Raw genomic sequence first — 25,714 nt, 5'->3', positions numbered from 1 at the left:
GCGTCACCGCAGGTCAGCCGGGGTGACGCGGAGTGCCGCGCGCGGCGGCCCGGTGGCTGGGATGCTGGGAGGGCGGGGCCGACCATGACGTGACCCTGGCAGGCGGAGGTGAGGGCCGTGGCCGACATCGAGGACGCGGGGGAGCCGGCCGTCCCCGACGCCGGGGCCGCGACGGAGCCGGTCGTTCCCTACGCCGGGGCCGCGACGGAGCCGACCGTCCCCTACGCCGGGGAAGCGACGGAGCCGGCCGCCGGGGAAGCGACGGAGCCGGTCGTTCCGTGCGCCGACCCCCTCGGGGAGCCGTTCCTGCGGGCGCGGTTCTCGCTGCCCTCCCTGCCCGCCGGGTTCCTGCGGCGGCAGCGGCTGGCCGGCCATCTCGACCAGGCGCTCGGGACACCGCTGACCCTGCTCAACGGCCCGGCCGGGGCCGGGAAGACCCTGCTCGCCGCCGACTGGGCCGCCGGGCTGCGCCGGCCGGTCGCGTGGCTCACCACCGAGGCGGCCGACCGCCGGCCCGGCGTGTTCTGGTCGTACGTCCTCCAGGCGCTCCGCGCCTCCGGAGTGCCGCTGTCCCCGGCGGTGGGGACGCCGGCGGACCCGGGGGCGGTGGACCGGAGGCTGCTGGCGGCCCTCGCCGCCGAGCTGAGCGAACAGACCCGGCCCGCGGTCCTCGTGCTCGACGAGTACGACCGCCTCCCCGATCCGGAGACCGCCGGGCAGCTGGAGTTCGTCCTCCACCACGCCGGGCCGGGACTGCGCCTCGTCCTCGTCGGCCGCACGGAGCCGCTGCTCCCCCTGCACCGCTACCGGGCGGCCGGTGAACTGACCGAGATCCGCGCCTCCGAGCTCGCCTTCACCCCCGACGAGGCCGCCCTCCTGCTGGCGTCGCACGGCCTGGACCTCCCGGACCGCGCCGTGCGCGCCCTCGTGGACCGCACCCGCGGCTGGGCCGCCGGACTGCGCCTCTTCGCCCTGGCCGCGCGGGAGAGCGACGACCCGGAGCGCTACCTGAAGGAGTTCGAGGCGGGCAGCAGCACCATCGCGGACTTCCTCCTCGCCGAGGTCCTCAAGGGGCAGACCGAGGAGACCCAGGACCTCCTGCTGCGCGTCAGCGTGCTGGAGCGCTTCCGCCCGGAACTGGCCGACGCGCTGACCCTCCGCTCCGACGCCGGGCCCCTGCTCGCCGGGCTGTGCCGCGCCAACGCCTTCGTCGAGCGCCTCGGGCACACCTGGTACCGGCTCCACCCGCTGTTCGCCGAGATACTCCGCGCCCACCTGCGGGAGCGCCTGCCCGGTCTGGAGCCGGAGCTCCACCGGCGGGCGGCGGCCTGGTTCCACCGCTCCGGGATGCTGGGGGAGACGCTCGGCCACGGGGCCGCCGCGGGCGACTGGGACCTGGCCGCCTCGGCCCTCGTGGCCGACCTGGCGATCGGCCGGTTCTTCACCGGCCTGCACGCGGACGACCTGGCCGCGCTGTTCTCCCGCATGGGACCCGAGCCCGCCACCCCGGCGGCGGACCTGGTGCGCGCGGCCCGCGACCTGGCCGGCCGCGAGACCGACCAGGGCCTGGCGCGGCTGCGCCGTGCCGGGGAGCCCCCGGGCGGCGGCTCGGACGACGCGGCGGCCCGCATGAGCCGCGCCCTGCTGGAGGCGCTCGCCGCCCGGCTCACCGGGTGCCCCGCGCGGGGCGAGGAGGCCGCCGCCGAGGCCGACGCGACACGACCGGAGCTTCCCGGCCGCCTCCTGGACGCGCACCCGGAGCTGACCGCCCTGCAGCTGACCCATCTCGGTTCGGCCCGGCTGTGGGCCGGACGCGTCGAGGACGCGCACGCGGCGCTCACCGCCGCGGCCGGTTCCCCCGCCGCGACCTCCACCGCGCTGCCCCGCAAGGAGGCGCTCGCCCACCTCGCCCTGCTCGACTACCTCAACGGCTGGCCCGGCCGGGCCGAACGCAAGGCGCTCGCGGCCGTCTCCGAGGCGGAGCGGGCCGGCCTCCCCCAGCGGGCGGGCTCCGGACTCGACCGGCTGGTCCTCGCGGCCGTCGCCGTCGAGCGCCATGAACTCGACCGGGCGCGGTCCCTCCTCGACGAGGCGGCGCGGCACGGATGCGACCCGCGCGATCCGGTGCCGACGGCCGGGCGGGCGCTCGTCGCGGCCCGGCTCGCCCTGGCGGACGGCGCGGTCCGGGACGCCGCCGAGACCGTGCGCCCGCCCCTGTCCACCGTCGAACCCTCGCCCTGGGCGGTGGGCCACGAGGCGCTCGTCACGGCAGCCCGCCACCTGGCCGAGGGCCGGCCCGGCGAGGCCGCCGAGGGGCTGCGGGCGGTGCCGGCCGACCAGCCGGCGTGTGTCGCGGAGGCCGCGGCGATCCAGCTCGCCTCCGGGCACGCCGGGGCCGCCGCCGACCTGCTCGACGGCATCCGCGCCGACGGGCGGACCGGCCCCGCGGTGCACGTCCGCACCACGCTGGTACGGGCCGGGGCCGCGGCGGAGGCGGGCGATGAGGCCGCCGCGCGCGCCCTCGTACGGCGGGCACTCCTCGACGCGCGGCGCGAACGGCTGCGGCGCCCGTTCCTCGACGCGGGCGCCTGGCTCGGCCCCCTCCTGGCCGAGGCGCCGCTGCGCGAGCTGGCGGAGGGCTGGCTCGCCCCCGGCCCGCCCGGGCGCGACCGCCGGGGCCTGCCGGAGCCGTCGCCGCCGCCGCTCGCCGCCGTGGAGCTGAGCGGACGCGAGCGCGACGTCCTCGAACGGCTGGCCCGGATGATGTCGACGGAGGAGATCGCCGCCGACCTGTTCGTCTCCCTGAACACGGTGAAGACCCACCTCAAGAGCGTCTACCGGAAACTCGCGGTGAACCGCCGCGGCGACGCGGTGCGCCGCGCGCACGACCTCGGACTGCTGTGACTCCGCGACCCCGCCGCGCCGCGACCCCGCCGCGCCGCGACCCCGCCGCGCCGCGACCCCGCCGCGCCGCGACCCCGGCGTGCCGGGGAACGGCGCCGCTGCGACCAGCAGGGGCGGTGCTGTGCGTGCGGCCGTGCCGACCGCGCCGGCTCCGCTACCGTTCCGCGGTGATCCGGCCGGAGCGCCAGGCGGCGCCGAGCGCCTCGAAGTCCCGTTCGTTCCGGTCGGCGTAGACCTGCGCGAACTCGGCGAGCGCGCGGTCGAAGCGGTCCCCGCCGCCCAGGTAGGCCGCGATGGCGAGGGGATCACCCGAACGGGCGTGGGCCCGCGCCAGACACGCCCCGCACAGCCGGCCGAAGAGGGAGAACAGGTCCGGGCCCATCGTCTCCGGCCGCGCCACGCCCTTCCAGTCCCACAGCTGCCGCACGTAGAAGTCCCGGTCGCGCCCGTCCAGGCCCGTCACGCGCGTCCAGCCCAGGAAGATGTCCCCGGTGGTCTGCATCAGGCGCTGCCCGGTCACCACGCGGCGGCCCTGGTTGCCGTACCGCTCGGCGTCCGTGTGGGCGGCCAGCACCGACTCCTGGGCCTCCTTGGCCTGGAGCAGCAGCGGGTCGTCGTCGTCCTTGCCGAGCAGGAGCAGCACCCAGCAGCGCGTCCCGACACTGCCCACCCCGACCACCTTCCGCGCCATGTCCACCAGGCGGTAGTGGCGCAGCAGGTGCCGGCGCTCCGGGGGCAGGGTGCGCGCGTACCCCTCCAGGAGGCCCCGCAGCAGCTCCTCCCGGCCCACCGCCGCCGGGTGCCCGGCCGCCAGGCGGTCGAGCGGGACGATCAGCGGCGGGTCGGGGGCGATCCGGCGGCCCCGGTCCGTGACACGGGTCAGCTTCTCGTACGCGCGCAGGTGCGTCCGCGTCCGGGCCCGCGCCGCCGCCCGCGCGGCGCGCCGCCGCACCTCCCGGTCCGCCGACGAGGCCAGCAGCTCCCGGATCCACCCGGCGTCGTCCTGGGCGTACCAGACGTCCAGGGTGCGCATGTCGGCCAAGTCCCGCATGCGCGCCCGGTACGCCCCGACGCACGCCCGTACGGCGCGGTTCTGCTCCCTCGCCGAGAAGCCGTTCGCCCGCGCGGCCGTCACGAGACCGGCGGCCAGCCGCTTCACGTCCCACTCGAACGGGCCGGTCAGGGTCTCGTCGAAGTCGTTGACGTCGAAGACGAGGCGCCGCTCCGGCGAGGCGAGGAGCCGGAAGTTCAGCGGGTGCGCGTCGCCGCAGAGCTGGACCCCCAGTCCGGTGCGGGGCAGCGCCGCCAGGTCCGCCGCCATGATCGCGGCGGCGCCCCGGTAGAAGCGGAACGGCGACTCCAGCATGCGGCCGTACCGGATGGGCACCAGGTCGGCCTCCCGGTCGGCGGACTGGCGCTCCAGGACGTCGATCGGGTCCGGCCGTCCGCGCGCCGGCTCGTAGCCGGCGTGGCCCGAGCGCGGCACCCGCCTGCGGGCCTCCCGTCCGCGGGCCACGCGCTCGGCCGGGGTGAGGGACGCGGTGAACTCGCTCGCGCCGCCGGTCATGGTCACGCCTCCTCCTCCGGGGCACCGCCGCCGGTGCCGGGCCTGGTGTCCGCGCCGGTCGCCGTGCCGGGCGCGGGTGGTTCGGGGGCGGTCGTGTGGCCGGCCGTGTGGTGGGCGGCGGGGAGCGGGTGCTCCGGTGGCCCGCCGCCCTGCCGGCGCAGCCCCGCCTCGACCGCGTTCGCCAGCACCTTGGCGGCGACGCCCACGAGCAGCAGGCCGCCCGTCATCTGCGCCATCGCCAGCACGCGTCCGGTCTGGGAGAGCGCGGCGATGTCCCCGAAGCCGGTGGTGCTGAACGTCGTCAACGCGAAGTACAGGGCGTCCGTCCTGGTCAGCGACTCGCTGAAGGAGCCGGGGGCGGACCGGTCCAGCAGGTAGTAGGCGCTGGCGAAGAGGATCAGGAAGAGGGCCAGCGTGGCGCCCAGGGCCTCGGCGGCCTTCAGCCGGGGGAACGGCGAGCGGGCGATGGCGCGCACCTCCCAGCCGAACACCAGCAGGACCAGTACCAGACCGGACACCAGTACCGGGATGTCGCTCGGCCCGCGCTGGTCCAGCGGGAGCAGGTAGTAGGCGGTGACGAGGGCGGTGGCGACGAAGACCGCGCGGGCGAGGGTGAGGGCGCGGGCGAGGACGGAGCGCGACCCGCGGTGGCGCCGCCGGGACCCGGCCGCCCCCGCCGGCGCCCGGCCCCTTCCGGGGCCCTCCTCCGGGGGCCGCCCGGGGCCGCCTCCGGGGGTGTGTGGATCGCCCATGTCGCCCCTCTTCGTCCCGTGTCTCGTTCCGCAGGTGCCCGGGCGTGCCCTCATGCCCTCACGCCGGGCGCCCCGCCCGTCCGGCCGCCGTGGCCCTCCCGTCAGGCCGCCGCGGCCTGCCCGTCCGGCCGCCGCGGCCCGCCCGCGGTGGCCCCCACGGCCCGACGGCCCCGTCCGGCGCCGTCCGTCCGTGCCCCCGGCCGGCGGCGGAGGTCCGCCCGCGCGGCCGGGGGGGCGCACCCCTCCACCCCACCGCCCCGCCGGGGCCCGGCGGATCACCCGTGGCGGGTGATCCCGTGCGGGGCCCCGGGCGCCACCCTGGAGCGGTCCGGGCCCGGCACGGGGGCCCGTACCCGTCCGCCCCAGCCGACCGTGCCGGGGCGCGGCCGACCTGGAGGAGGAGCCATGCCCGTCTCACCCGGTACGGCGCCGCACAACGGCCCCGAGTGGGGCCCCACCGGGGCGGCCCCCGGTTCGGGCGGCGATCCCGCCGACGTCCTCGCACGGCTCGGACGCTCCTGGACGTGGCTGCTCGGCTCGGCCGCGGTCACGCTGGTGCCGGGCGTCCTGATCCTGGTGTGGCCGGAGGCGACCCTGCACGTCCTGGCCGTCGTCGTCGGCCTGTACCTGCTGGCGACCGGGGTCTTCCGCCTCGTTTCCGCCTTCGCCCGCCCGGGACACGAGCGGCTTCCCGGCCTGCTCCTGGCCGTGCTGTTCGTGCTGGCCGGGGTGCTGTGCCTGCGCAATCCCCTGCAGACCATCGCCGCGCTCACGCTGGTCGTCGGCGCCGTCTGGATCGTGTCGGGCATCCTCACCCTCTACACGGCCCTCACGGCCGAGGACCTGCCGCACCGCGGCGTCCTCATCGGGGTCGCGGCGCTCGGCATCGTCGCGGGCGTCGTGGTCCTGGCACTGCCGGTGGAGTCCGCGCGCGCCCTGACCCGGCTGGTCGGCCTGTGGCTGGTCCTGCTCGGCCTGGCCGAGGCGGGCATGGCCCTGGCCTGGCGGTCCGCCCTGCGCGGCGCCTCCCGCCGTGTGTGACCGCCCGCCGCCGACGGGCCGGCCGCGCACCGCGCCCGGCACCCTGGCGCACCGCGCCCGCCGTACCGACCGGTCCCGCACCGCCCCCGCCGTCCGCGGAGCCGCGCCCCCGGCGCCACCGCCCGCCGCGCGCTCTCACCCTCGCCGGGTGAGGCCGCCCGCAGGCGACCGCCGCACGGTGGGACGTACGGAACCACTGCCGGGCGAGAGCCCTGGACTTAGGGACGGGACATGAACCCACAGACGAACCTGGCGTACGACTACCCGCTGCTCAGCGCCTTCTGGACGATCCTCGTGTTCTTCCTCTGGGTCCTCTGGTTCGTCCTGCTGTTCCGGATCATCATGGACATCTTCCGTGACGACGACCTGAGCGGCTGGGCGAAGGCCGGATGGCTGATCTTCTGCATCCTGCTGCCCTTCCTCGGCGTGTTCGTCTACGTCATCGCACGTGGCAAGGGCATGGGACGCCGCGAGGCCGCGCAGGCCCGGGCGCAGCAGGAGGAGTTCAAGGCGTACATCCGCGACACCGCGTCCGCTCCGGCGAAGCCCAGCAGCGTCGACGAGCTCACCAGGCTGGCCGACATCCGGGACCGGGGCGCCATCACGGACGAGGAGTACCGCAGGGCGAAGGAACTCGTCCTGAGCGGCCACGGCCCGGCGGACCGCCCCGGCTCCACCGCCCACACCTGAGGGCATCCCCGCACGCAGACCCCCCACTAAGAAAGAGGCACGAGATGACCACGACACAACCCCGGCCGGAAAGCACGGCGAAGCAGGACTGGGCCACCGGCCTGACCGTCTTCGCGGCGGTGATGCTCCTCGTCGTCGGAGTGCTCGACATCTTCCGCGGTATCGCGGCCGTGGCCGAGGACGAGATCTTCGTCACGACGCCGAACTACGTCTACTCGTTCGACCTCACCACCTGGGGCTGGATCCACCTCGTCCTGGGCGTGGTCGCGGTCATCGTGAGCCTCGGCCTGTTCAAGCCCGCCACCTGGGCGCGGGTCGCCGGCGTCGGCATCGCCGCGATCGTCATCATCGCCAACTTCCTCTCCCTGCCGTACTACCCGGTGTGGTCGATCGTGGTGATCGCGCTGTCCGGCTTCATCATCTGGGCCCTGTGCGTGGTGCGGACGGAGAACTTCCCGGACCTGGTCCGGTGAGGAGCGGGGGAGCGGACGCGGCTCCGGGCGGTGCCGGGGGCCGGATGGCGGGACGCGAGCGGGCGGGTGCGCCGGGGGCGCGCACGCCCGCTCCGTCGTGCACGGGACCCACGGCGGCTCGTGGCTCCCGCCGGGAGCCGCGCCCGGCAGCCGACACCAGCGCACCGTACGGCCACGGCGGTCACGTGGCCGTACGGTCACGCGGTCCTACCGCCCGCGGTCCCGGTGCCGTGCGGTCACGCGGTCACACGGGCGGGAGCTCGCCCGAGCCGCGCGGGATCAGGGACGTCGCGAGCTCCACGCGCGCGGGCGCCTCGTGCAGTCCGTCCAGGCGGCGGAAGAGGCGCTCCGCGGCCGTGCGGCCCAGGGCGGCGGCGTCCTGGGCGATGACCGTGATGCCGAGCAGGTCCGCCAGCTCGATGTCGTCGAAGCCCACCAGGGCGACGCCGCGCGCACGCCCCGCCAGCTCCCGTACGACGGTGACCGTGACCCGGTTGTTCCCCGCGAACAGCGCGGTCACCGGCTCCGGCAGGGCCAGCATCGAGGCGACCGCCTCCCTGACCCGCCCGGGGTCGGTGGAGCCCAGCGAGACCCAGGCGTCGTCCACCGCCAGGCCCGCGTCCTCCATCGCCGCCCGGTAGCCGCGCAGCCGCTCCGCGGCGGTGTGGATGCGCGGCCGGTCGCCGATGAACCCGATCCGGCGGTGGCCGTGCGCCACCAGGTGCGCCACCCCCGCGCGGGCCCCGCCGTAGCTGTCCGACAGGACCGTGTCCGCCTCGATCCGGCCCGCCGGGCGGTCCACGAAGACCGTCGCGACCCCGGCCCGGATCTCCGGCTCCAGGTACCGGTGGTCGTCGCCCGCCGGGATCACGATCAGCCCGTCCACGCGCCGTGCGCACAGCGCCAGGGCGAGCTCCTGCTCGCGCTCGGGGTCCTCCGCGCTCGACCCGTTGATCAGCAGGGCCCCGTGGGCGCGGGCCACCTCCTCGACGGCCCGGCTCAGCGGCCCGTAGAACGGGTCGGCCAGGTCCTCCAGGACCAGTCCGACGGAGGCGGTGCGGCCCTTGCGCAGCACCCGCGCGCTGTCGTTGCGGCGGAAGCCGAGCGCCTCGATGGCCTCCTGCACCCTGCGCTCGGTGTCGGGCGTGACCCCCGGCTCGCCGTTCACCACCCGCGAGACGGTCTTGAGTCCCACACCGGCGCGGGCGGCGACGTCCTTCATGGTGGGCCGGTTGCCGTAGCGGTGGTCGGGTCGGCGGGCGGTCTCGGCCACGGTGTGCGGTTCCTGTCCTGTCGCGTGCGTATCGGCGGTGTGGGGGTGGCGTCGAGCATAGAACTTGGACAACGTTGTCAGATGGCGGATGGGAGAACCGGGGCCGCCGATCGAACCCCCTGGTCGTGGACGTCTGCGCGAGGCCCGGCGAGACGGCGGGAGAGGGTCCACCGCCGTGCGGACCGCCCTTTCGCGACGGCCCGCGAGCGGTACGGGCCGCCGCAGCGGCCGGAACCGCCCGGCACCGATGAGTTCCGCCCGCGCCGCCCGTCCACCCCTCCACACGGACCGCACGGACCACGCGGACCGCACCGCACGGAACCACGAGGAGCGGAGAACGACCATGGCCAAGGTCTACACCACCGCGAGCATGTCCCTCGACGGATACGTCTCCGGGCCCGGCGAGACCGGGTTCGACAGACTGTTCGCCTGGTACGGGAACGGCGACGTCGCCGTCGAGACCGCGCACCCGGAGCTGGCCCTCCGCCTCACGGAGGTCAGCGCCGCGTACTGGCGGCGGGTCGCGTCGGAGACCGGGGCGCTCGTCGTCGGCCGCAAGCTGTTCGACCTCACCGAGGGGTGGGGCGGTACCCACCCGCTGGGCGTACCGGTCGTCGTGGTCACCCACACGCTGCCGGACGGTTGGCCCCGCGAGGGGGCGCCCTTCCACTTCGTCACCGACGGCGGCACGCGCGGCGTGGAACGGGCGGTCGCCCTCGCCCGCGAGCTCGCCGGGGGCAAGGACGTCGCCGTCAACGCCGGGACCATCGCCCGGCAGTGCCTCGACGCGGGGCTGGTCGACGAGGTCGGCGTCGACCTGGTGCCCGTCCTCCTCGGCGGCGGGACACCGTTCTTCGCCGGCCTGCGGGGCGCCCCGTACGAACTGGAGGGGCCCGTCTCGCTCGCCGAGGGCGACCGCGTGACCCACCTCCGCTACCGGGTGCGGTACGCGTGAGCGCCCGCGAGCCGGTGGGCACCGGAGGATCGCCCGGTGCTGGTTCGCCCCCAGGGCCGCCGGCGCCTGCTACTCCCCGCGGAGAGGGGACCTCCGGCCGTGATCTCGCCACCCGCCGGGCGAACGGGCACGGGCGAGGCCCCCGACGAGCGGCCCGGCGGTGAACCGGCCGCGCCCAGGCCGTTTCCTTCGGATCATGTCACTGGCCTGGTCAAGGTGGCGACGGAAGTGTGCCTGGCCAGTAACCTCCTTTCATGCATGCCCGGTTGAGAAGGATCCCGACGCCTCTTCTCTGGGGTGCACTGTGGCTGGCCACGACCACGTTCTGGTGGATCGTTGGTCAGTTCATGGAGGAGCCGACGTCTCTGATCTTCTGTGCTGTGTCGGGTGGGGTTCCGATAGCCGTCCTGAAGCTGCGCGAGTACTTCCGGTCCTTCACCGTGGGAGCAGGTTCGATTCGAAGTGAAGAGAGCTCTCCCGTGCCTTACCCGGCCAACGAGAAGCAGGATTGAGGCGGACGCCGCGCCCTCCTGCGTCCGCAGACGCAGATCGATTCCTCCCGAGTCATCTCCATGTGATGGCAGCGATGTGGCGTCCGGCGAGGTAGCCGGTGGCGGTCTAGTCGTAACGAGTGGCCGAACCGCGCCACTGCTTGATCTTGTCGATGCACCGCTCAACGGTGTGGCGCTGTCCGTAGGCTTCGCGGTCGAAGGCCGGCGGACGGCCGCCGAGCCGGCCGCGCCGCTTGCGGTTCGCAGCCTGGTCGGAAGGTTGCGGACCACCGCCCGGATTCCACGTCGGCGGAGATGGACGCGGATCGAGCGAGAGAAGTAGTCCTTGTCGGCCAGGACCACCTCCGGGGTGGTCCTCGGTCGGCCGATTGGCCGCGGCGAGACGGATCTTCGTGGTCAGGCCGCCGCGGGAGCGGCCGAAGGCGTGGTCGTCCGGCTTGCCAGCCGGGGCCCCTTCCGACGGGCCCCGGCGGCGTGCTGATGAGCCCGGACGATGGTGGAGTCGCCCGAGACGACGCAGCCAAGGCCGCCTTCGGCGTCGGCTTGGGCGAGCAGTGCTGTGCAGACCTTCTCCCAGGTACCATCGGCGGCCCACCGTCGCAGCCGGTTGTAGGTGCCCTTCCCTTCCACGGGCCGAAGCGCTCGTGCAGGCCCATCCACGGCGTGCCGGTGCGGTACTTGAACGCGATCGCGTCGATCACCTGCCGGTTATCCCCCCACCGCCCACCTCGCTGCGGAGTCCGATCCGGCGGCAACGGCTCGATCCGCGCCCACTGGACATCGACGACACATGTCAACCAACGAGTCAGATGATCCAAGAGAAGCGCCCTAGGCGGTGAAGCGGCGTACGTACCGCTTCTGCCAAGGGGTCTCCACGGCCCTCGGGTGGTAGTGGCGGCGCACCCACGCCACCGCCCGGTCCGGTGGGACGCCGTCCAGTACGGCGAGGCAGGCCAGCGCCGTGCCCGTCCTGCCCCGGCCACCGCCGCAGGCCACCTCGACGCGCTCGCCGGCGGCGCGCTCCCACACCCCGGCCAGCACCGCGCGGGCCTCCTCCCGGTCCGCGGGGAGCCGGAAGTCCGGCCACCGCAGCAGCCGCGCCTCCCACGGCACCTCCGGCGGCGCCGTGCCCAGCAGGTACACCCCGTACTCCGGGGCCGGGCCGTCCGGCAGGGGGCGCCGCAGTCCGCGGCCCCGGACCGTCCGCCCGGAGGGGAGGACGACCACACCCGGGTCGCCGGGCCGCCACGGGGGGAGAGCCGTGTCGTCGTCGGGGGAGGTGGGCATGGCGCGACGATATCCGCTCCCCGGTCCGCGGGGCGGTGGTTTCCCGCGGTCCCGGCGGACGCCGCGGGACGTGTGCACGCCGTGCGCCCGCCGGCTCCGGCGCCCGCCGAGGCCCCGGTGCGGGTGCGGGCTGCTCCGGCCGTGTCCGGTACGGGTGTCGCCCGGGCGGCGGGCGTGGTCCACTGGAAGCGGGCAGGGAGCTTGACCGTGGACGCTTCGACACCGCGCAGACCGGTCGGCATCGCCATCGCCGTGGTGGCGGCCGCCGCGGTCGCCCTCGCCCTCCTGCTGTCCGGCTGCGGCACCGGTGGGCCCGCGCCGACCGCCCCGCCGCCCAGCCCGCCGCCGACCGCCGCGCCGACGGACCGGACGACGGGACCGGCCGTCTCTCCGCTCACCGGACTGCCCGGCCGCACCGGACCCGTCCTCGCGGTGAAGATCGACAACGTGCGGGCCGCCCGGCCGCACACCGGGCTCGGCGCCGCCGACGTCGTCTACGTCGAGCAGGTCGAGGCGGGCCTCACCCGCTTCCTCGCGGTCTACGCCTCGCAGCAGCCGCCCCGCGTCGGCCCGGTCCGCAGCGCCCGCGAGTCCGACGTGGAACTGCTGCGCCAGTTCGGGCGCCCCGCGCTGGCCTACTCCGGGGTGCGCAGCGCCCTGAAGGGCTTCCTCCAGGACGCGCCGCTGTACGCGGTGCCTCCGGAGCGGGCCCCCGCCGCGTACGTCCGCGACCCCGGCCGCCCGGCCCCGCACAACCTGTACCTCAGCCCGGAACGCGCCCTGGCCGCCGCCCCGGACGCGCAGGAGGTCCGGGACATCGGCTTCCGTTTCGGCGCCGCCCCGTCCGGCGGGCGGCCGGTGTCCGAGCACACCGTGCGCTACCCCGCCGCCCGCTACACCTTCACCTGGTCCGCCTCCGGCGAGCACTGGCGGGTCGCCCTCGACGGGACGCCCGCCCGCACGACGGACGCGGGCCCCGTCACACCGAGCACGGTCGTCGTCCAGTACGTCACCGTCCGCCCGTCCGCGTACGAGGACCGGGGCGGCAGCGTCACCCCGTACACGGAGACCGTCGGCTCCGGCGCCGCGCTCGTCCTGCGCGACGGACGGGCGTACGACGCCCGCTGGAGCCGCCCGGCGGCCGACGGCGGCACCTCCTACACCACCCCGTCCGGCGAGCCCCTCGCCTTCGCGCCCGGCCAGGTCTGGGTGGTCCTCGTCGCCCGCTGAGCCCGCCGGCCACCGGAGGCCCGGCGGGCCGCCCGGTCACACCGCGTGCCGGTTCCGCCCCCGGCGGGAGACCCCGCCGGTCCCGGACCCGTTACGGCCACCGTCCGGAACGCGGGTTTCCGTGGCAGGGTGTTGCGGGCAAGCCACTGGGGGCCAACGGAAGAGGGGGAACCGTGATCGTCTGGATCAACGGTGCGTTCGGCGCGGGCAAGAGCAGTGCCGCGCGCGAGCTGATCGACCTGATCCCGAACAGCACGCTGTACGACCCGGAGCTGATCGGCGGGGCGGTGCCGCTGCTGCTGCCGCCGGACCGGCTCCCCGGTACCGGCGACCCTTGGGACCTGCGGATCTGGCGCCGCCTGGTGGTCGACGCGGCGGCGGCGCTGCTCGCCGAGGTGGGCGGGGTGCTCGTCGTGCCGATGACCGTGCTGCGCCAGGAGCACCGCGACGAGATCTTCGGTCTGCTCGCCGCCCGCCGGATCGCCGTACGCCACATCGTCCTCACCACTGACGAAACGATTCTGCGGGCACGTATCGAGGCCCGGGAGCCGCACCCCGGCGACCCGGCCGGGAACGGACGGTCCCGGCAGTGGTACCTCGACCGCCTCGCCCCCTACCGGGCCGCGCTCGACGGATGGCTGGCAGCCGACGCGTACGCCGTCGACAACGGCTCCCTCACCCCCGAGGCCACCGCCAAGGTGATCGCCGACGCGGTGCGCACCGGAGAGGCGGGCGCCTGCGGGATCGTGCAGACTCCCGAGCCGACCGGCGAGACCCTCGCGGCCGGCGTGCTCCTCTTCGACGACGAGGACCGGGTGCTGCTGGTCGACCCCACCTACAAGCCCGGGTGGGAGTTCCCGGGCGGGGTCGTCGAGCGGGGCGAGGCGCCCGCGCGCGCGGCGATGCGCGAGGTGGCCGAGGAGACCGGGCTCGAACTGGCCTCCGTGCCCCGGCTCCTCGTGGTCGACTGGGAGCCGCCGAAGCCGCCCGCGTACGGCGGGATGCGGTTCCTCTTCGACGGCGGCCGGCTCACCGGCGGCCAGGCGGACCGGGTCCTGCTGCCGTGCTCGGAACTGCGCGGCTGGCGCTTCGCGACGGAGTCGGAGGCGGAGGACATGCTGCCCCCGGTCCGGTTCGAACGGCTCCGCTGGGCCCTGCGCGCCCGCGAGCGCGGCACCGTGCTCAACCTGGAGGCCGGCGTCCCGGTCGGGTGACGGCCTCCCGGCCGGCCGGGCGGGCCGTCCGCGTACGGGCACCCGTCCCGGCAGGGCGGGCCGTCCGCGTACGGACGCGCTGTCCTCCGGGTGGGCCGTGCGCCGGGTGGGCCGTGCGCCGGCCGCCGAGTCGCCGGGGCCGGCCCGGACGCGGGCGCGCCGGGTGGCCCGGGTGGGCGTTGCCGGGTGGCGCGTGCGGCGCGCGGTCAGGGTGCCGGGGGCCTGCCCGGCGGGGGCGCGGGCCATGGCAGGCGGCCGGGGGTGGCCTGGCCCAGCCGGGGAGGGCGGGCCCGAGGGCTGGCGGGGTGACCCGGTCGGGACGGGAGCGGCGCATCCACACACCGGCGGGCGCGCCCAGCCCCTCCGGCGGCCCCGGTGCGACCCGGCGGCCCCGGTGCGTGAGCCTGGGGGTCCCGGTGCGCGGGCCTCGGGGTCCCGGTGCGCGCCGGGCCGGTCGCGGAGCCCGCCCGAGCGCCCCGTGCGCATGACGCCCGCACTCCCGGTGCGGGCTACGCCCGCGCCGCCTCGGCCGCCGCCCGCAGCACGGCGGCGGCGTCCGCCGTCAGCGGGTCGCCGTGCCCGAAGCACACCGCCCGCAGCGGTTCCAGGCGGGACAGGCGGCGCATCGACTCCACGGCCGCCGCCCGGTCCACGTGGAGGACGCCGAAGGCCACCCCGCCCACCGACGCCACGGTGTCGCCCGTGACCAGCACACCGTGGCGGGGCAGGTGGACGGCGATCGAGCCGGGCGTATGGCCCGGGATGTGCACCACCCGGGCGCCGCCGCCGAAGTCCAGCACGTCGCCGTCCTCCACCTCGCGGTCCACGCGCGTGGGCGGCGCCTCGGGCACGGTGGCGATGCCGCGCTCGTACAGCGGGACCTCCCACTCCGTCAGGTCCGGCTCGGGTACCGGCTCCTCCCCGCGCACCACGGGCGCGTCCAGCCGGTGCGCCAGCACCTCGCAGCCGTACCGCGCGGCCAGTGCCCCGGCGGCGCCCACGTGGTCGCGGTGGGCGTGGGTGAGGACGATCCGCCGCAGCCGGGCCCCCGGCCCGCCGATCCCGCGCAGCGCCCGGACCAGGACCTCCTCGGCGCCCGCCCAGCCGGCGTCCAGCAGGGTCAGGGAGGCCGGGCCCCCGCCCCGGTCGTCATCGCGCCAGACGTACGCCTGGCCGATGGGGAAGCGGAGCATGTGCAGCCCCGGCACGACCGGCACCACGTCCACGGTCGGCGGGACGGCGGCAGAAGCGGAGGCGGCGGCAGAGGCGGAGGCGGCGGGAGGGGCGGAAGCGGCGGGGGAGGCGGGCTCCCCGGCGGCGGCGTGTCCGAGCGGTTCGGCGGTCATGCCACGACGGTAGGGGCGGCCCGCACGGACCGCCCCCGCTTGCGCTCTGCGCGATTCCGCCAACGGCTCAACGCGGAGAACCGGCCGCCGGAAGCCCGACGCCGCGAGCTCAACCCCGCTTCGACGCCGCGTAGTTGCTCAGGAACAGCGCCTCGGCGACCGACATCCGCTCCAGCTCCCGCGGCGACACGCTCTCGTTCACCGCGTGGATCTGCGCCTCCGGCTCGCTCAGCCCGATCAGCAGGATCTCCGCGGACGGGTACAGCGCGCCCAGCGTGTTGCACAGCGGGATCGACCCGCCCATGCCCGCCGCCTGCATCTCCTCGCCCGGGTAGGCGGTGGCCAGGGCCCGCGCCATCGACGTGTACGCAGGGCTCGAGACGTCCGCCTGGAACGGCTGGCCCTGCCCGATCTGCTCCACCGTCACCCGCGCCCCCCACGGCGTGCGCGCCTGGAGGTGCGCGGTCAGCAGCTTCGTCGCCTCGGCGGCGTCCTGGCCGGGCGGCACGCGCAGGCTGATCTGCGCCCGCGCCGTGGCCTGCACGGACGGCGTCGCGCCCACGACGGGCGGGCAGTCGATGCCGATCACCGTGACGGCGGGGCGCGCCCACAGCCGGTCGGCGACCGTACCGGAGCCGATCAGCCCGACCCCGTCCAGCACCCTGGCGTCCCGCCGGAAGTCCTCCTCCGGGTACTGCAGGCCCTGCCACTCGGCGTCCGCGGCCAGGCCGTCGACGGTGGTCGAACCGTCCTCCGCGCGCAGCGAGTCCAGGACGCGGATGAGCGCGGCGAGCGCGTCCGGCGCGGCTCCGCCGAACTGGCCCGAGTGCAGGTTCCCCGCGAGGGTGTCCACCTGCACCCGCAGCATCGTCATGCCGCGCAGCGACGCGGTGACGGTCGGCAGGCCGACGCGGAAGTTGCCGGTGTCCCCGATGACGATCGCGTCGGCGGCGAGCAGTTCGGGATGGGCCTCGGCGTACCGCTCCAGGCCGCCGGTGCCCTGCTCCTCGGAGCCCTCGACGATCACCTTCACGCCGACCGGGACGCCGCCGTTCGCCTTCAGGGCGCGCAGCGCCAGCAGGTGCATGATGAACCCGCCCTTGCAGTCCGCGGCGCCGCGCCCGTACCAGCGCCCGTCCCGCTCGGTCAGCTCGAACGGCGGCGAGTCCCAGGCGGCCACCTCCAGCGGCGGCTGCACGTCGTAGTGGGCGTACAGCAGCACGGTCGGCGCCCCGGCCGGACCGGGCAGGTGGCCGTACACGGACTGGCTGCCGTCGGGGGTGTCGAAGACCGCGACGTCGGTGAAGTCCTCGGCGCGCAGGGCGTCCGCCACCCACGCGGCGGCGGCCTCGCACTCGCTCCGGGGGAACTGCGCCGGGTCCGCCACGGACCGGAACGCCACGAGCTCCGCGAGCTCCGCCTTGGCGCGGGGCATCAGCGAGGCGACGGTGGCGGCGACCGGCTCGGCGATCGGCTGGGCGGTCATGGGCACGCTCCTGGTGGGTGCGACATCGGTACGTCGGGGCGGCGCCGCGGTGTGTGCGGCGCACGCCGGTCCGATCCTCGCACAGGGTGCCGGAGGCGCGGCCCCGTAGGATGCGGTGGAGATCGAGGATCACGGTCGGGACCGGGAGCGGAAGCACATCGTGAGCAGCGAGAACGTATGGGATGTCGTCGTGGTCGGCGCGGGGCCGGCCGGAGCGTCCGCGGCGTACGCCGCGGCAGTGGCGGGCCGTCGGGTGCTGCTTCTGGAGAAGGCCGGGCTGCCCCGGTACAAGACGTGCGGCGGCGGGATCATCGGACCGTCGCGCGACGCGCTGCCGCCGGGCTTCGAGCTGCCGCTGAAGGACCGGGTGCACGCGGTGACGTTCTCGCTGAACGGCCGCTTCGCGCGCACCCGCCGTTCGAAGCGCATGCTGTTCGGGCTGGTCGACCGGTCCGACCTCGACAACGAGCTGGTGGAGCACGCCCGCAGGGCCGGTGCCGAGGTGCGCACCGGCACGGCGGTGGCCCGCGTCGAGCAGCACGGCGCGGCGGTGCCCGACCGGCGCACCGTCGCCGTGGTCCTCGCCGACGGCGAGACGGTGCTGGCGCGGGCGGTGGTCGGCGCGGACGGCAGCGCCAGCCGCATAGGCGCCCACGTCGGCGTGCGGACCGACCAGGTGGACCTCGGCCTGGAGGCGGAGATCCCGGTGCCCCCCGCCGTGGCGGAGGACTGGGCGGGCCGGGTCCTCATCGACTGGGGCCCGATGCCGGGCAGTTACGGCTGGGTGTTCCCCAAGGGCGACCGGCTGACGGTCGGGGTGATCTCCGCGCGCGGCGAGGGCGCCGCGACCAAGCGCTACCTGGACGACTTCGTGGCCCGGATGGGCCTCGCCGGTTTCGAGCCGGCCGTCTCCTCCGGGCATCTGACGCGCTGCCGCAGCGAGGACTCGCCGCTCTCCCGCGGCCGGGTCATCGTCTGCGGCGACGCGGCCGGGCTGCTGGAGCCGTGGACCCGCGAGGGCATCTCGTTCGCGCTGCGCTCGGGACGGCTCGCGGGGGAGTGGGCGGTACGGATCGCGGAGGCGAACGACGCGGTGGACGCGCGCCGCCAGGCGCTGAACTACGCCTTCGCGATCAAGGCCGGGCTGGGTGTGGAGATGGCCGTGGGGCGGCGGATGCTCGCCGTCTTCGCGCGGCGCCCCGGACTGCTGCACGCCGCGATCACGGGCCTGCGCCCCGCGTGGCGGGCGTTCACGGAGATCACGCGCGGCGCGACGACCCTGGCGGGGATCGTCCAGACGAACGCCGTCGCACGCCGCGCGGTGGAGGCGCTGGACCGCCGGCAGGCGGCCGAGCGGCCGGAGACCCCGGAGAAGCGGCCGGAGCCGGTGGCCGAGGAGCAGCCCGCGTCCGAGCGGTGATCGGCGCTCCCGCCGCCCCGGCCGGGGCTGCGGGAGCACGGGTACGGGCACGCGGTACGCCGCGGAGGGGCGCCGTGCCGCGGGGCGTCCTACCGGCTCACCACGTCACCGCCGAGGTCTCGCGCCACAGGCGGGCCAGGCGGTCGTCGCCGGTCACCGTGACGGCCGGGGTGCCGGCGGGGAGCCGGTTCCAGAGGGAGAGGTACAGGGCCTCGGCGGTACCGCTCAGTTCGCACTCCGCCGGGCCGCCGGCCACCGCGTCCGACGGCCCGTCGGACGCTCCGCCCGCCACCGCCACCGCCACCGCCTTCGGCGCCCTGCCGGCGGTGCGCTCGGTGCGGGGCGGCTCGGCGGACAGCGCGACCCTCCACACGTCGCCGGTGTCCGTCGTACGCACCCGCAGCGCGCCGGGCCGGTCGGTGCGGACGCGGCTTCCGGCCCGCCCGTGGAAGCCGCGCAGCAGCTCGTCGATCCCGTCGGCGGCCAGCTCCGCCCCGACGGCGGAGCGGCCCGCCACCAGGCCGAGCGCGGACTCGGCGTCCACGCGGTGCACGGTCGTCTCGTGTGCCTGGCGCCGTGCCCAGAAGGCCACCGGGGACGGGGCGGGCAGGAAGGTCCAGCACTCCAGGGCGTCCGGCGCCCCGGTCAGCGCGGTGACGAGCCGCTCGTGGCCCTCCCGGTACCAGTCGAGCAGCGCCGGGCCGTCGAGGTCCGGCTCACCGCCGCCGGGCCGGTACGAGGTGAGGCCCTCGGCGACGAACGCGGTCGCCCAGCGGTGCACCATGCCGGTGTGCCGCAGCAGGTGCCGCACCTCCCAGCCGGGGCAGGGCCGGACCTCCGCGTCGCAGCCGGCCTCTTCGGCGGCGTCGGCCAGCAACCGGCCCTCGCGCGCGAGGTGCTTGATGTGCTCGGCAGTGTCCATGCCGGGATTCTGCCATCGCACCGTGCGCCTCAACCGTGGTGCGGGCGGGCCCCGACCACCGGGGGAGCGGGCCTCAGCCCCCGTGCGGGCGGGCCCGGACCTCGGGCGGGTCTCAGCCTCCCTGCGGGCGGGCCTGCCGCCGGGGCGCTCCGGTCACCAGGCGGGCGAGCGCGCCGACCGCGAGCGACTGCAGGAACACCGCCACCGCGAACGCCGCCCAGAAGAACCACGGTGAGGCCAGCGCCGCGTCGCCCGCGAGCGCGCCGCCCGCGAGGAGGGCCGGCATGGCCGGCGCGGCCACCAGGACGAGCCACACCGCGGCGAACGACGCGTCCTCGTGCTCGGTGAGGAGCAGGTCGTGGGCGACCAGGGCGCCCACCACGGCGACGACCGCCAGGTACACGCCGGAGGCGATGTTGCCGAAGGCCAGCCGGGCGGCGGTGCGCGGCAGTGTGCCGAGCGTGCGGTGCGGTGTCATACGGGCTCCCGTGGTCGAAGGACGCCCTCATCCTCGGCGGCCGGAGCCGCGCCCGCCTGAGTACGGCTACTCACGGCCGCGCGGGGGCCGTCGCGTTGCGTGCGCGGAGCCCGAGGGCCGCCGCCGCGGCGGAGAGCAGCGCGACCGACGTCAGCGCGGCCGGCAGCGAGAGCCAGTCCGCGAGGAAGCCGATCGCGGGCGGGCCGAGCAGCATGCCGCCGTAGCCCAGCGTCGACGCCGCCGCCACCCCGGCCGGCCCCGCCAGCGCGCCCGCGCGGTCCACGGCCACCGGGAAGATGTTGGCCAGGCCCAGGCCGGTCACCGCGAACCCGAGCAGCGCGGCCCACACGGTCGGCGCGAGCGAGCCCAGCAGCATTCCGGCGGCGGCCGTGGCGCCGCCCGCCACGAGCGTCCTGGTCTGGCCCAGCCGCTCCAGCATGGCCGTGCCGGAGAGCCGCCCGGCGGTCATGGTCAGCGCGAACAGCGCGTACCCGGCCGCGGCGACGCCCGGGTGGGCGCCCAGGTCCTGCGTCAGGTGCAGCGCCCCCCAGTCGGCCAGCGCCCCCTCGCCGTACGCCGTGCACAGGGCGATCACACCGAACAGCGTCACCAGGCGGCGCGAGCGGGGGTCCATGCGGCGCCGGCCGGTGGCGGGCGCCGAGCGCGGGGCGGAGGGCGGCGCGGGGGAGGGGTGGCGCAGCAGCACGGGGCCCGCGGCGGCCGTCAGCAGCAGTCCGGCGGCGCTGAGCCCGAGGAGGTGCGCGGCGGGCGAGAGGCCGCTCGCGACGAGGCCGCCGAGTCCGGCGCCGACCATCCCGCCCAGGCTGAACGCGGCGTGGAAGGCAGGCATCACCGGTCGGCGCAGCGCCGCGACCAGGTCGACGGCGGCGCTGTTCATGGCCACGTTGATGGCCCCGTACGCGGTGCCGAAGACGAGCAGTACGAGGCCGAGTGCGAGGGTCGAGTGGGTGAGCGCGGGCAGGGCGATGCTCAGCGACAGCAGCACGGCGGCCCCGACGGTGACGGCGTGGCTGCCGAAGCGCCGGCACAGCCGGCCGGTCAGCGTCATCGTGGCCACGGCCCCGGCGGAGACGCCGAGCAGGGCGAGCCCGAGGTCGCTCGCGGAGGAGCCGGTCTGCTGCTTGATCGCCGGGATGCGGACGACCCAGCCGGCGAAGAGGAAGCCGTCGAGCGCGAAGAAGAGGGTGACGGCGGTGCGGAGGCGGGACAGCGAGCGCGCGGCGGGGTCTTCGCCGGTGGCTCGCGACGGGGCGGCGGACGAGAGTTTGTTCAGTAGCGGCACAAAGTCAGGATAGGGCCCTTGGGTGGGCTGCTCATAATCGGGCGGCCTCGGTGAGGTGAACGTCTCGGAGACGGGGCGAGACCGGGCGGGCTGCGGGCCGGACGCCGGGGCGGGGGCGGCGGGGCGGTACGAGGCGGGCGGCGGGGACGGGGTGGCACCGGACCCCCGGGGATGCGGATCGGGCCCCGGACCTCGGCGCCGCCGACCGGGGAGCGGCGCCGCCGACCGGGGCGATGCCGTCCCGTCCGACCGGTCGCACGGTCCGGTCGGAGGGGGCCGGACGCACGGTCCGGTCGAGTGCCGGCCGCGGGCCCCGGCCGGAGCGCCGGGCAGGTGGTCCGGTCACACCGTCCGGCTGGACGGTCCGGTCACAGCGCCCCGTCGAACCGTCCGGTCGCCCTTCGGCTTGCCGCGCCGGTCGGGGGTGCCGTGTGGGGGCGGGCTGGACGGTTGCGGGGAGGTGGCCGGGGACACGGGCGAACCGCCCGCCGCCCTGCCCGCCCGCTCCGGGCGGAGCGCCGCCGGGTCGCCGCCGGTCGGCTCGGCGTCCTCGTCGCGCCGCCGCCTGCGCGACGTGATGAGCCGGACGACCCGGGGCCGTCCGGCGTGCTCCTCCTCGTACTCCAGCAGCCGGTCCAGCTCGTTTGGCCGGAGCGACCTGATCCGGGACTCCAGCGCCCCGACGGGCAGTTCGTCGAAGTCGGGCAGCGGCAGCGCGCCGCGCTCCGGCCTGCTCATCCGGGTCCTCCCCGCAGGTGACGGCCCACGCCTAGGCGGCGTGGCGCGCGCGTGCTTCCTCCACGTCCCGCACCACATGGCGGTCGAGCGCGGCCCGGACCAGCGCCGCAGCCAGCGACGGCAGTTCCTCCTCCCTCACCAGCCGGGCCAGCTTCTCCGGAGCGGCGGGCAGCCCGAGGCGGCGCGCCCCGTCCAGCGCCCTGCCGTCCAGGTACGGCGCCACACCGGGCCACACGCCCTGGACCTCGCGCAGGAAGATCGCCGCGCCCGCCGGGCCGATACCCGGCACCTCCCGCAGCAGCTCGCCGATGCGCTCCGGCCGGCCCCCGGCCGCGTCGCGCATCCGCCGCAGGTCGCCGCCGTACCGGTCGAGCACCAGCTCGGCGGCCTCGCCGAGCTGGGTGGACGTCCGCTCGTCGTAGCGCCGGTAGCCGCCCCGGCCCAGCGCGTCCACGCGCCGCTGCCAGGTGGCGTCCCGCATGGCGCGGGCGTCGCGCATCCCGTCGTCGAACAGGCAGCGGGCCGCGGCGACGGCCGCCGCCGCCCGGATGCGGGCGCTCAGCAGGTGGGCGAGGACGAGCAGCTCGTAGAGCGGCTGCGGGGTGTCCCTCAGCCGGATGCCCGCCTCCTCGGCGTAGGTGCGGCCGTGTTCGCCGAGCAGGTCCCGCACGGTCGCCCGGTCGTCCCCGGAGGGTGTCATCGGCGCCTCCTCCCGTGTCGAGTGCGCCGCGCGCGTACCGCGCGGTCCCGGTGGCGCCACCCGCGACCGGCGACGGCGCGCCGCGGCGCGGCCGCCGGGGCCCGGTTCCACCGGCCGCCGTACGACCGCCGTACTGTCCCCGGCCGCCGTACGACCGTTGCCGGGTCGCCGTACGACCGACCGGGCCGGCGTTCCCGCCGGGCCAGGGCGCGAGCTCGTCCCCGGGCCCGACCCCGAGCCGGAGTCCCGGCCCTGTGCCCGTGGCGAGCCGTCGGTGCGCCCCGTGGTCCGGCCGTGCGGCCGGAGCTCCGCCCCCGCAGGGCCGGGGCCCCCGTGCGGCCGGGACGGCGTCCAGGCGCGCGCGGTGGCCGGTTCCCCGTGACCGGGGCCCGGCGCTCCGTACGCCACCGCTGCCCGCAGTACCCGCGGCGGGGCGGCCGAAACGGGCCGCCCGGCGGGCCCGGGCGCCGGATCATGGGAGACTCGCCCCCATGAACGGCAAGGCGACGACCACCCGGACACGGCTCGACAGGGGCCGCGGCGCCCTCGGACCGGCGCTGGAACTGGTGCACACGGGACGGGCGCCGACCCGCGCCGTCCTCACCGCCGAGCTGGGTGTCACGCGGGCCACGGCGGGCGCCGTCGCCGCCGAACTGGAGGCGCTCGGGCTGATCCGCGTGGACTCGCGCCCCGGTGCCGCCGCCGGTTCGCAGGGCCGGCCCTCGCACCGGCTGACGGTCGACGAGAACGGCCCGGTCGCCCTCGCCGCACAGGTCCACGCCGACGGCTTCAGGGCCGCCCTCGTGGGCCTCGGCGGCCGGATCGTGGCGACGGCGCCCGGCTGCCTGGAGGTCACCGCCGACCCGGCCCAGGTGCTGGCGGCCGTGGTGGAGGCCGGTGCGGCTCTGCTGCGGGAGAGCGGCCGCCGCTGTGTGGGCGCGGGCCTCGCCGTCCCCTCCGCGGTCGCCGAACCGGACGGCACCGCCCTCAACCCGCTCCACCTGGCGTGGCCCGCGGGGGCGCCCGTGCGGGACGTCTTCGCCGACCTGGTCCGCGCCGCCGGGATCGACGGGCCCGCCTTCGCGGGCAACGACGTGAACCTGGCCGCGCTGGCCGAGCACCGGCACGGCGCGGGCCGCGGCGCCCAGCACCTGCTCTGCGTCGCCACCGGTCACCGGGGCGTGGGCGGCGCCCTCGTCCTCGACGGACGGCTCCACACCGGCAGCTCCGGCCTCGCCCTGGAGGTGGGGCACCTCACCGTCAACCCGGCGGGCCGCCCCTGCCACTGCGGCAGCCGCGGCTGCCTGGACGTGGAGACCGACCCGCTCGCCTTCCTGACGGCCGCCGGACGTCTGCCGGGGCCCGAGGTGTCCCTGCTCCAGCAGTGCCGCGACCTCCTGCGCGACGAGCCGGACGACCCCGGGGTCCGGGCCGCCACCGAGGAGCTGGTCGACCGGCTGGGCCTGGGCCTCGCGGGCCTGGTGAACATCCTCAACCCGGACCGGATCATCCTGGGCGGGCTCCACCGCGAACTGCTGGCCGCGGACCCGGACCGGCTGCGCGCCGTCGTCGCCGACCGCAGCCTGTGGGGCCGCAGCGGGGGCGTGCCGATCCTGGCGTGCACCCTGGACCACAACAGCCTGGCGGGCGCGGCCGAACTGGCCTGGCAGCCGGTCCTGGACGACCCCCTGTCGGCGCTCGGCAGACCCCTGGCCCACAGCTGAGCCGGTTCCGTCCCCAGCCTGCCGGGCACTCTCCGCGCGTACGCCGGCCTGCGGGCGGACCGCGTGGGCGGGGCCGCTCACCCGGAGCCGCCGAGCCGCCGAGCCGCCGAGCCGCCGAGCCGCCGGGGGACGGCGGCGCACATCGGCCCCGGCTGCCGTCATCGGCTCTCGTCCCGCCTCCGGTGCGCGCACCGCTCTGGCGCAGGCGGCCGCGGTGGCGGAAAACCCCGTCTGTCCCGGGCGTGTTCCGGCGTAGGGTTCCGGGCCATGACCGCAGACGATCTTCCGCCCCGTCTCACCCGCCTCGCCTTCCACGGCCCGATGTCCGAGGCGCGGGCCGGGCGGCTCGTCGCGACCCTCGCCGCCGCGCGGCCCGCGACGGTGCTCGACATCGGGTGCGGCTGGGGCGAGTTCCTGCTGCGGATCCTCGAAGCCGCGCCCGGCGCGACCGGGGTCGGCCTGGACGTCGACGCGCGGGACCTCGCGCGCGGCCGGGAGCTGGCCGCGCGGCGGGGACTCGACGGGCGGGCCGGATTCGTGGAGGAGTCCGCCTTCGCCACCTCGCGAGGACCGGCCGACCTTGTGCTGTGCCTCGGTTCCAGCCAGGCGCTCTGCGACCCGGACGGCCCGCACGACGTGGCGGCGGCCCTGCGCGGGCTGCGGCGCCTGGTGGCGCCCGGCGGGCGGGTGCTGCTGGGGGAGGGTTTCTGGCACCGCGTCCCCACCGCCGAGGAGCTGGCCCGGATGTGGCCGGACGCCCGCGAGGACGACCACCGCACCCTGGGCGCGCTCGTCGACGAGGCCGTCGGGGCCGGCTTCCGGCCGGCCGGGATCGAGACGGCCGACCGGGACGAGTGGGAGCAGTTCGAGTCGGGGTACCGCTACGACGCCGAAGTCTGGCTCGCGGCCCACCCGGACCACCCCGCCGCCGCCGAGACCCGTGCGCGCGTCGACCGGCAGCGCTCCTCCTGGCTCGACGGCTACCGCGACATCCTCGGCATGGCGTACCTGACCCTGGTCCCGGTCGGCTGACACCCGCTCGCCCGCCTGTCCCGCCGGCCGCCCGTCCCGCGCGCCCTGCCCGCCCCGGAGGACGGACCGGCGGAAGGCGAACCGGCCGCCGGCCGGCCGCGCGGCGCGGTGGCCGTGCCGCGAGGACGGCCCCGCCCCGGAGGACGCGGGACGGCGCGTCAGAGCCCGATCTCCCAGGGGAACGGGGTCAGCGCGGCGGCGCGGCAGTAGACGTCCACCGCCCACGGCATCAGGGCCGCCATCGGGTGCAGCCGGGAGCCCTGGAGGCTGGCCAGCTGGCGGGCGCTGTGGTGCACGCAGCCGGTGACCTCCCTCCCGTCGCCGGTGACGACCGTCACGGCCGCGACCTCCCCTTCACAGGGGGTCGGATCGTTCGGGTCGGCCACCTGACACCGCCGCCCCGCACCCTTCTCCCCATCGCGCATGCCCGCCCCCAGCCCGATCCCTTTCCGGCCGCGGATACATGCCCGATCCGGCCACATCCACAGATCAGCTGATGGTCTTCTGACCCGCTTTTTGCCGGGGGATTGCCTGCGCGGGCGTGCGCCACACCGGCGCGCGCCCCCGGCTCGCCAGGGCGGCGCCCCGGCCGCTCCCGCGCCCCGCGCCCCGGCCCCGTGCCCCGCCCCCGCGCCCCGGCCCCCGCGCCCCGCCCCCGGGACGCTTC

The 25,714-nt window shown here is 76.8% G+C and carries 23 protein-coding genes and 1 pseudogene; 11 read left to right on the top strand and 13 right to left on the bottom strand.

The genetic code is table 11. From position 1 onward, the window contains the following. The first annotated feature begins 306 nt into the window (after positions 1 to 306). Positions 307 to 2,904: a winged helix-turn-helix domain-containing protein gene (locus CP974_RS02060; RefSeq protein WP_051839507.1), complete on the top strand. Its 2,598-nt coding sequence runs from the start codon at positions 307 to 309 to the stop codon at positions 2,902 to 2,904. Positions 2,905 to 3,058: 154 nt separating this feature from the next. Here the strand turns inward: CP974_RS02060 and CP974_RS02055 are convergent, their stop codons facing one another. Together CP974_RS02055 and CP974_RS30805 are read right to left on the bottom strand one after the other, a co-directional pair. Beyond that, positions 3,059 to 4,471 carry a DUF2252 domain-containing protein gene (locus CP974_RS02055; protein ID WP_031132396.1) on the bottom strand — a complete coding sequence of 471 codons (1,413 nt, stop codon included), beginning with the start codon at positions 4,469 to 4,471 and terminating at the stop codon, positions 3,059 to 3,061. Between the two features lie 2 nt (positions 4,472 to 4,473). Continuing rightward, positions 4,474 to 5,223: a potassium channel family protein gene (locus CP974_RS30805; RefSeq protein WP_078915642.1), complete on the bottom strand. Its 750-nt coding sequence runs from the start codon at positions 5,221 to 5,223 to the stop codon at positions 4,474 to 4,476. Positions 5,224 to 5,628: 405 nt separating this feature from the next. On the opposite strand from CP974_RS30805, the gene CP974_RS02045 reads away from it, so the two are divergent. From CP974_RS02045 to CP974_RS02035, 3 genes are all read left to right on the top strand, one after another. After that, on the top strand, positions 5,629 to 6,264 hold the full coding sequence (locus CP974_RS02045; protein WP_031132400.1) for an HdeD family acid-resistance protein: 636 nt from the start codon (positions 5,629 to 5,631) through the stop codon (positions 6,262 to 6,264). 231 nt (positions 6,265 to 6,495) lie between these two features. Beyond that, positions 6,496 to 6,954, top strand: a complete 459-nt coding sequence (locus tag CP974_RS02040) for an SHOCT domain-containing protein (RefSeq protein ID WP_031132403.1) — start codon at positions 6,496 to 6,498, stop codon at positions 6,952 to 6,954. A gap of 44 nt (positions 6,955 to 6,998) precedes the next feature. Then, the gene (locus CP974_RS02035; RefSeq protein ID WP_031132405.1) at positions 6,999 to 7,427 is read left to right on the top strand and encodes a DUF7144 family membrane protein; all 429 of its coding nucleotides are present in this window, start codon (positions 6,999 to 7,001) and stop codon (positions 7,425 to 7,427) included. A 244-nt stretch (positions 7,428 to 7,671) separates the two neighbouring features. Here CP974_RS02035 and CP974_RS02030 read toward each other — a convergent pair whose 3' ends face one another. Further along, positions 7,672 to 8,700 (bottom strand): LacI family DNA-binding transcriptional regulator, encoded by a 1,029-nt coding sequence (locus CP974_RS02030; RefSeq protein ID WP_031132407.1) that lies wholly within the window; start codon positions 8,698 to 8,700, stop codon positions 7,672 to 7,674. 343 nt (positions 8,701 to 9,043) lie between these two features. Between CP974_RS02030 and CP974_RS02025 the strand changes: the two genes are divergently transcribed. Then, positions 9,044 to 9,655, top strand: coding sequence for a dihydrofolate reductase family protein (locus CP974_RS02025; RefSeq protein ID WP_031132409.1), 612 nt, complete (start codon positions 9,044 to 9,046; stop codon positions 9,653 to 9,655). A 254-nt stretch (positions 9,656 to 9,909) separates the two neighbouring features. Continuing rightward, entirely contained in the window at positions 9,910 to 10,167 is a 258-nt protein-coding gene (locus CP974_RS02020; protein WP_031132411.1) for a hypothetical protein, read from the top strand. Positions 10,168 to 10,276: 109 nt separating this feature from the next. On the opposite strand, the pseudogene CP974_RS02015 reads toward CP974_RS02020, so the two are convergent. Together CP974_RS02015 and CP974_RS02010 are read right to left on the bottom strand one after the other, a co-directional pair. Continuing rightward, positions 10,277 to 10,964: pseudogene (locus CP974_RS02015) on the bottom strand (IS5 family transposase); the annotation flags it as partial. Positions 10,965 to 10,995: 31 nt separating this feature from the next. Next, a complete protein-coding gene (locus CP974_RS02010) occupies positions 10,996 to 11,454 on the bottom strand; it encodes a protein-tyrosine phosphatase family protein (protein ID WP_037938080.1) in 459 nt (152 codons plus the stop codon). Positions 11,455 to 11,661: 207 nt separating this feature from the next. On the opposite strand from CP974_RS02010, the gene CP974_RS02005 reads away from it, so the two are divergent. Both CP974_RS02005 and CP974_RS02000 read left to right on the top strand, forming a co-directional pair. Beyond that, complete coding sequence (locus CP974_RS02005; RefSeq protein WP_031132415.1) at positions 11,662 to 12,684, top strand: DUF3048 domain-containing protein; 1,023 nt, start codon at positions 11,662 to 11,664, stop codon at positions 12,682 to 12,684. A gap of 173 nt (positions 12,685 to 12,857) precedes the next feature. Next, the gene (locus CP974_RS02000) at positions 12,858 to 13,898 is read left to right on the top strand and encodes an NUDIX hydrolase (protein ID WP_031132417.1); all 1,041 of its coding nucleotides are present in this window, start codon (positions 12,858 to 12,860) and stop codon (positions 13,896 to 13,898) included. Between the two features lie 509 nt (positions 13,899 to 14,407). Here CP974_RS02000 and CP974_RS01995 read toward each other — a convergent pair. After that, complete coding sequence (locus CP974_RS01995) at positions 14,408 to 15,124, bottom strand: MBL fold metallo-hydrolase (RefSeq protein WP_031133156.1); 717 nt, start codon at positions 15,122 to 15,124, stop codon at positions 14,408 to 14,410. Between the two features lie 229 nt (positions 15,125 to 15,353). Continuing rightward, positions 15,354 to 16,730 (bottom strand): dipeptidase, encoded by a 1,377-nt coding sequence (locus CP974_RS01985; protein ID WP_031133158.1) that lies wholly within the window; start codon positions 16,728 to 16,730, stop codon positions 15,354 to 15,356. A gap of 160 nt (positions 16,731 to 16,890) precedes the next feature. On the opposite strand from CP974_RS01985, the gene CP974_RS01980 reads away from it, so the two are divergent. Further along, complete coding sequence (locus CP974_RS01980) at positions 16,891 to 18,150, top strand: geranylgeranyl reductase family protein (protein ID WP_310587662.1); 1,260 nt, start codon at positions 16,891 to 16,893, stop codon at positions 18,148 to 18,150. A 97-nt stretch (positions 18,151 to 18,247) separates the two neighbouring features. Here CP974_RS01980 and CP974_RS01975 read toward each other — a convergent pair whose 3' ends face one another. The 5 genes from CP974_RS01975 to CP974_RS01950 all read right to left on the bottom strand — a co-directional run bounded on the left by CP974_RS01975 (position 18,248) and on the right by CP974_RS01950 (position 22,291). Then, positions 18,248 to 19,072 carry a maleylpyruvate isomerase family mycothiol-dependent enzyme gene (locus CP974_RS01975; protein WP_085921470.1) on the bottom strand — a complete coding sequence of 275 codons (825 nt, stop codon included), beginning with the start codon at positions 19,070 to 19,072 and terminating at the stop codon, positions 18,248 to 18,250. Positions 19,073 to 19,184: 112 nt separating this feature from the next. Continuing rightward, positions 19,185 to 19,550: an SCO4225 family membrane protein gene (locus tag CP974_RS01970; RefSeq protein ID WP_031133164.1), complete on the bottom strand. Its 366-nt coding sequence runs from the start codon at positions 19,548 to 19,550 to the stop codon at positions 19,185 to 19,187. Between the two features lie 70 nt (positions 19,551 to 19,620). Then, entirely contained in the window at positions 19,621 to 20,853 is a 1,233-nt protein-coding gene (locus CP974_RS01965) for an MFS transporter (RefSeq protein WP_031133166.1), read from the bottom strand. Positions 20,854 to 21,195: 342 nt separating this feature from the next. Then, positions 21,196 to 21,591, bottom strand: coding sequence for a DUF8129 domain-containing protein (locus tag CP974_RS01955; RefSeq protein ID WP_051839619.1), 396 nt, complete (start codon positions 21,589 to 21,591; stop codon positions 21,196 to 21,198). A gap of 31 nt (positions 21,592 to 21,622) precedes the next feature. Continuing rightward, positions 21,623 to 22,291: an HhH-GDP family DNA glycosylase gene (locus CP974_RS01950; RefSeq protein WP_031133170.1), complete on the bottom strand. Its 669-nt coding sequence runs from the start codon at positions 22,289 to 22,291 to the stop codon at positions 21,623 to 21,625. 491 nt (positions 22,292 to 22,782) lie between these two features. Here CP974_RS01950 and CP974_RS01945 point away from each other — a divergent pair, with 491 nt between their 5' ends. Together CP974_RS01945 and CP974_RS01940 are read left to right on the top strand one after the other, a co-directional pair. Continuing rightward, the gene (locus CP974_RS01945) at positions 22,783 to 24,015 is read left to right on the top strand and encodes an ROK family protein (protein WP_031133172.1); all 1,233 of its coding nucleotides are present in this window, start codon (positions 22,783 to 22,785) and stop codon (positions 24,013 to 24,015) included. A gap of 267 nt (positions 24,016 to 24,282) precedes the next feature. Beyond that, entirely contained in the window at positions 24,283 to 25,047 is a 765-nt protein-coding gene (locus CP974_RS01940) for an SAM-dependent methyltransferase (protein ID WP_031133174.1), read from the top strand. A gap of 158 nt (positions 25,048 to 25,205) precedes the next feature. Here the strand turns inward: CP974_RS01940 and CP974_RS01935 are convergent, their stop codons facing one another. Then, a complete protein-coding gene (locus CP974_RS01935; RefSeq protein ID WP_223844502.1) occupies positions 25,206 to 25,385 on the bottom strand; it encodes a hypothetical protein in 180 nt (59 codons plus the stop codon). Between the last annotated feature and the right edge of the window lie 329 nt (positions 25,386 to 25,714).

It is taken from the genome of Streptomyces fradiae ATCC 10745 = DSM 40063, from assembly GCF_008704425.1.
GTDB classification, from domain to species: domain Bacteria; phylum Actinomycetota; class Actinomycetes; order Streptomycetales; family Streptomycetaceae; genus Streptomyces; species Streptomyces fradiae.
The sequence above is the reverse complement of the archived record's forward strand: the minus strand, read 5'-3'. Positions and strand labels throughout refer to the sequence as shown.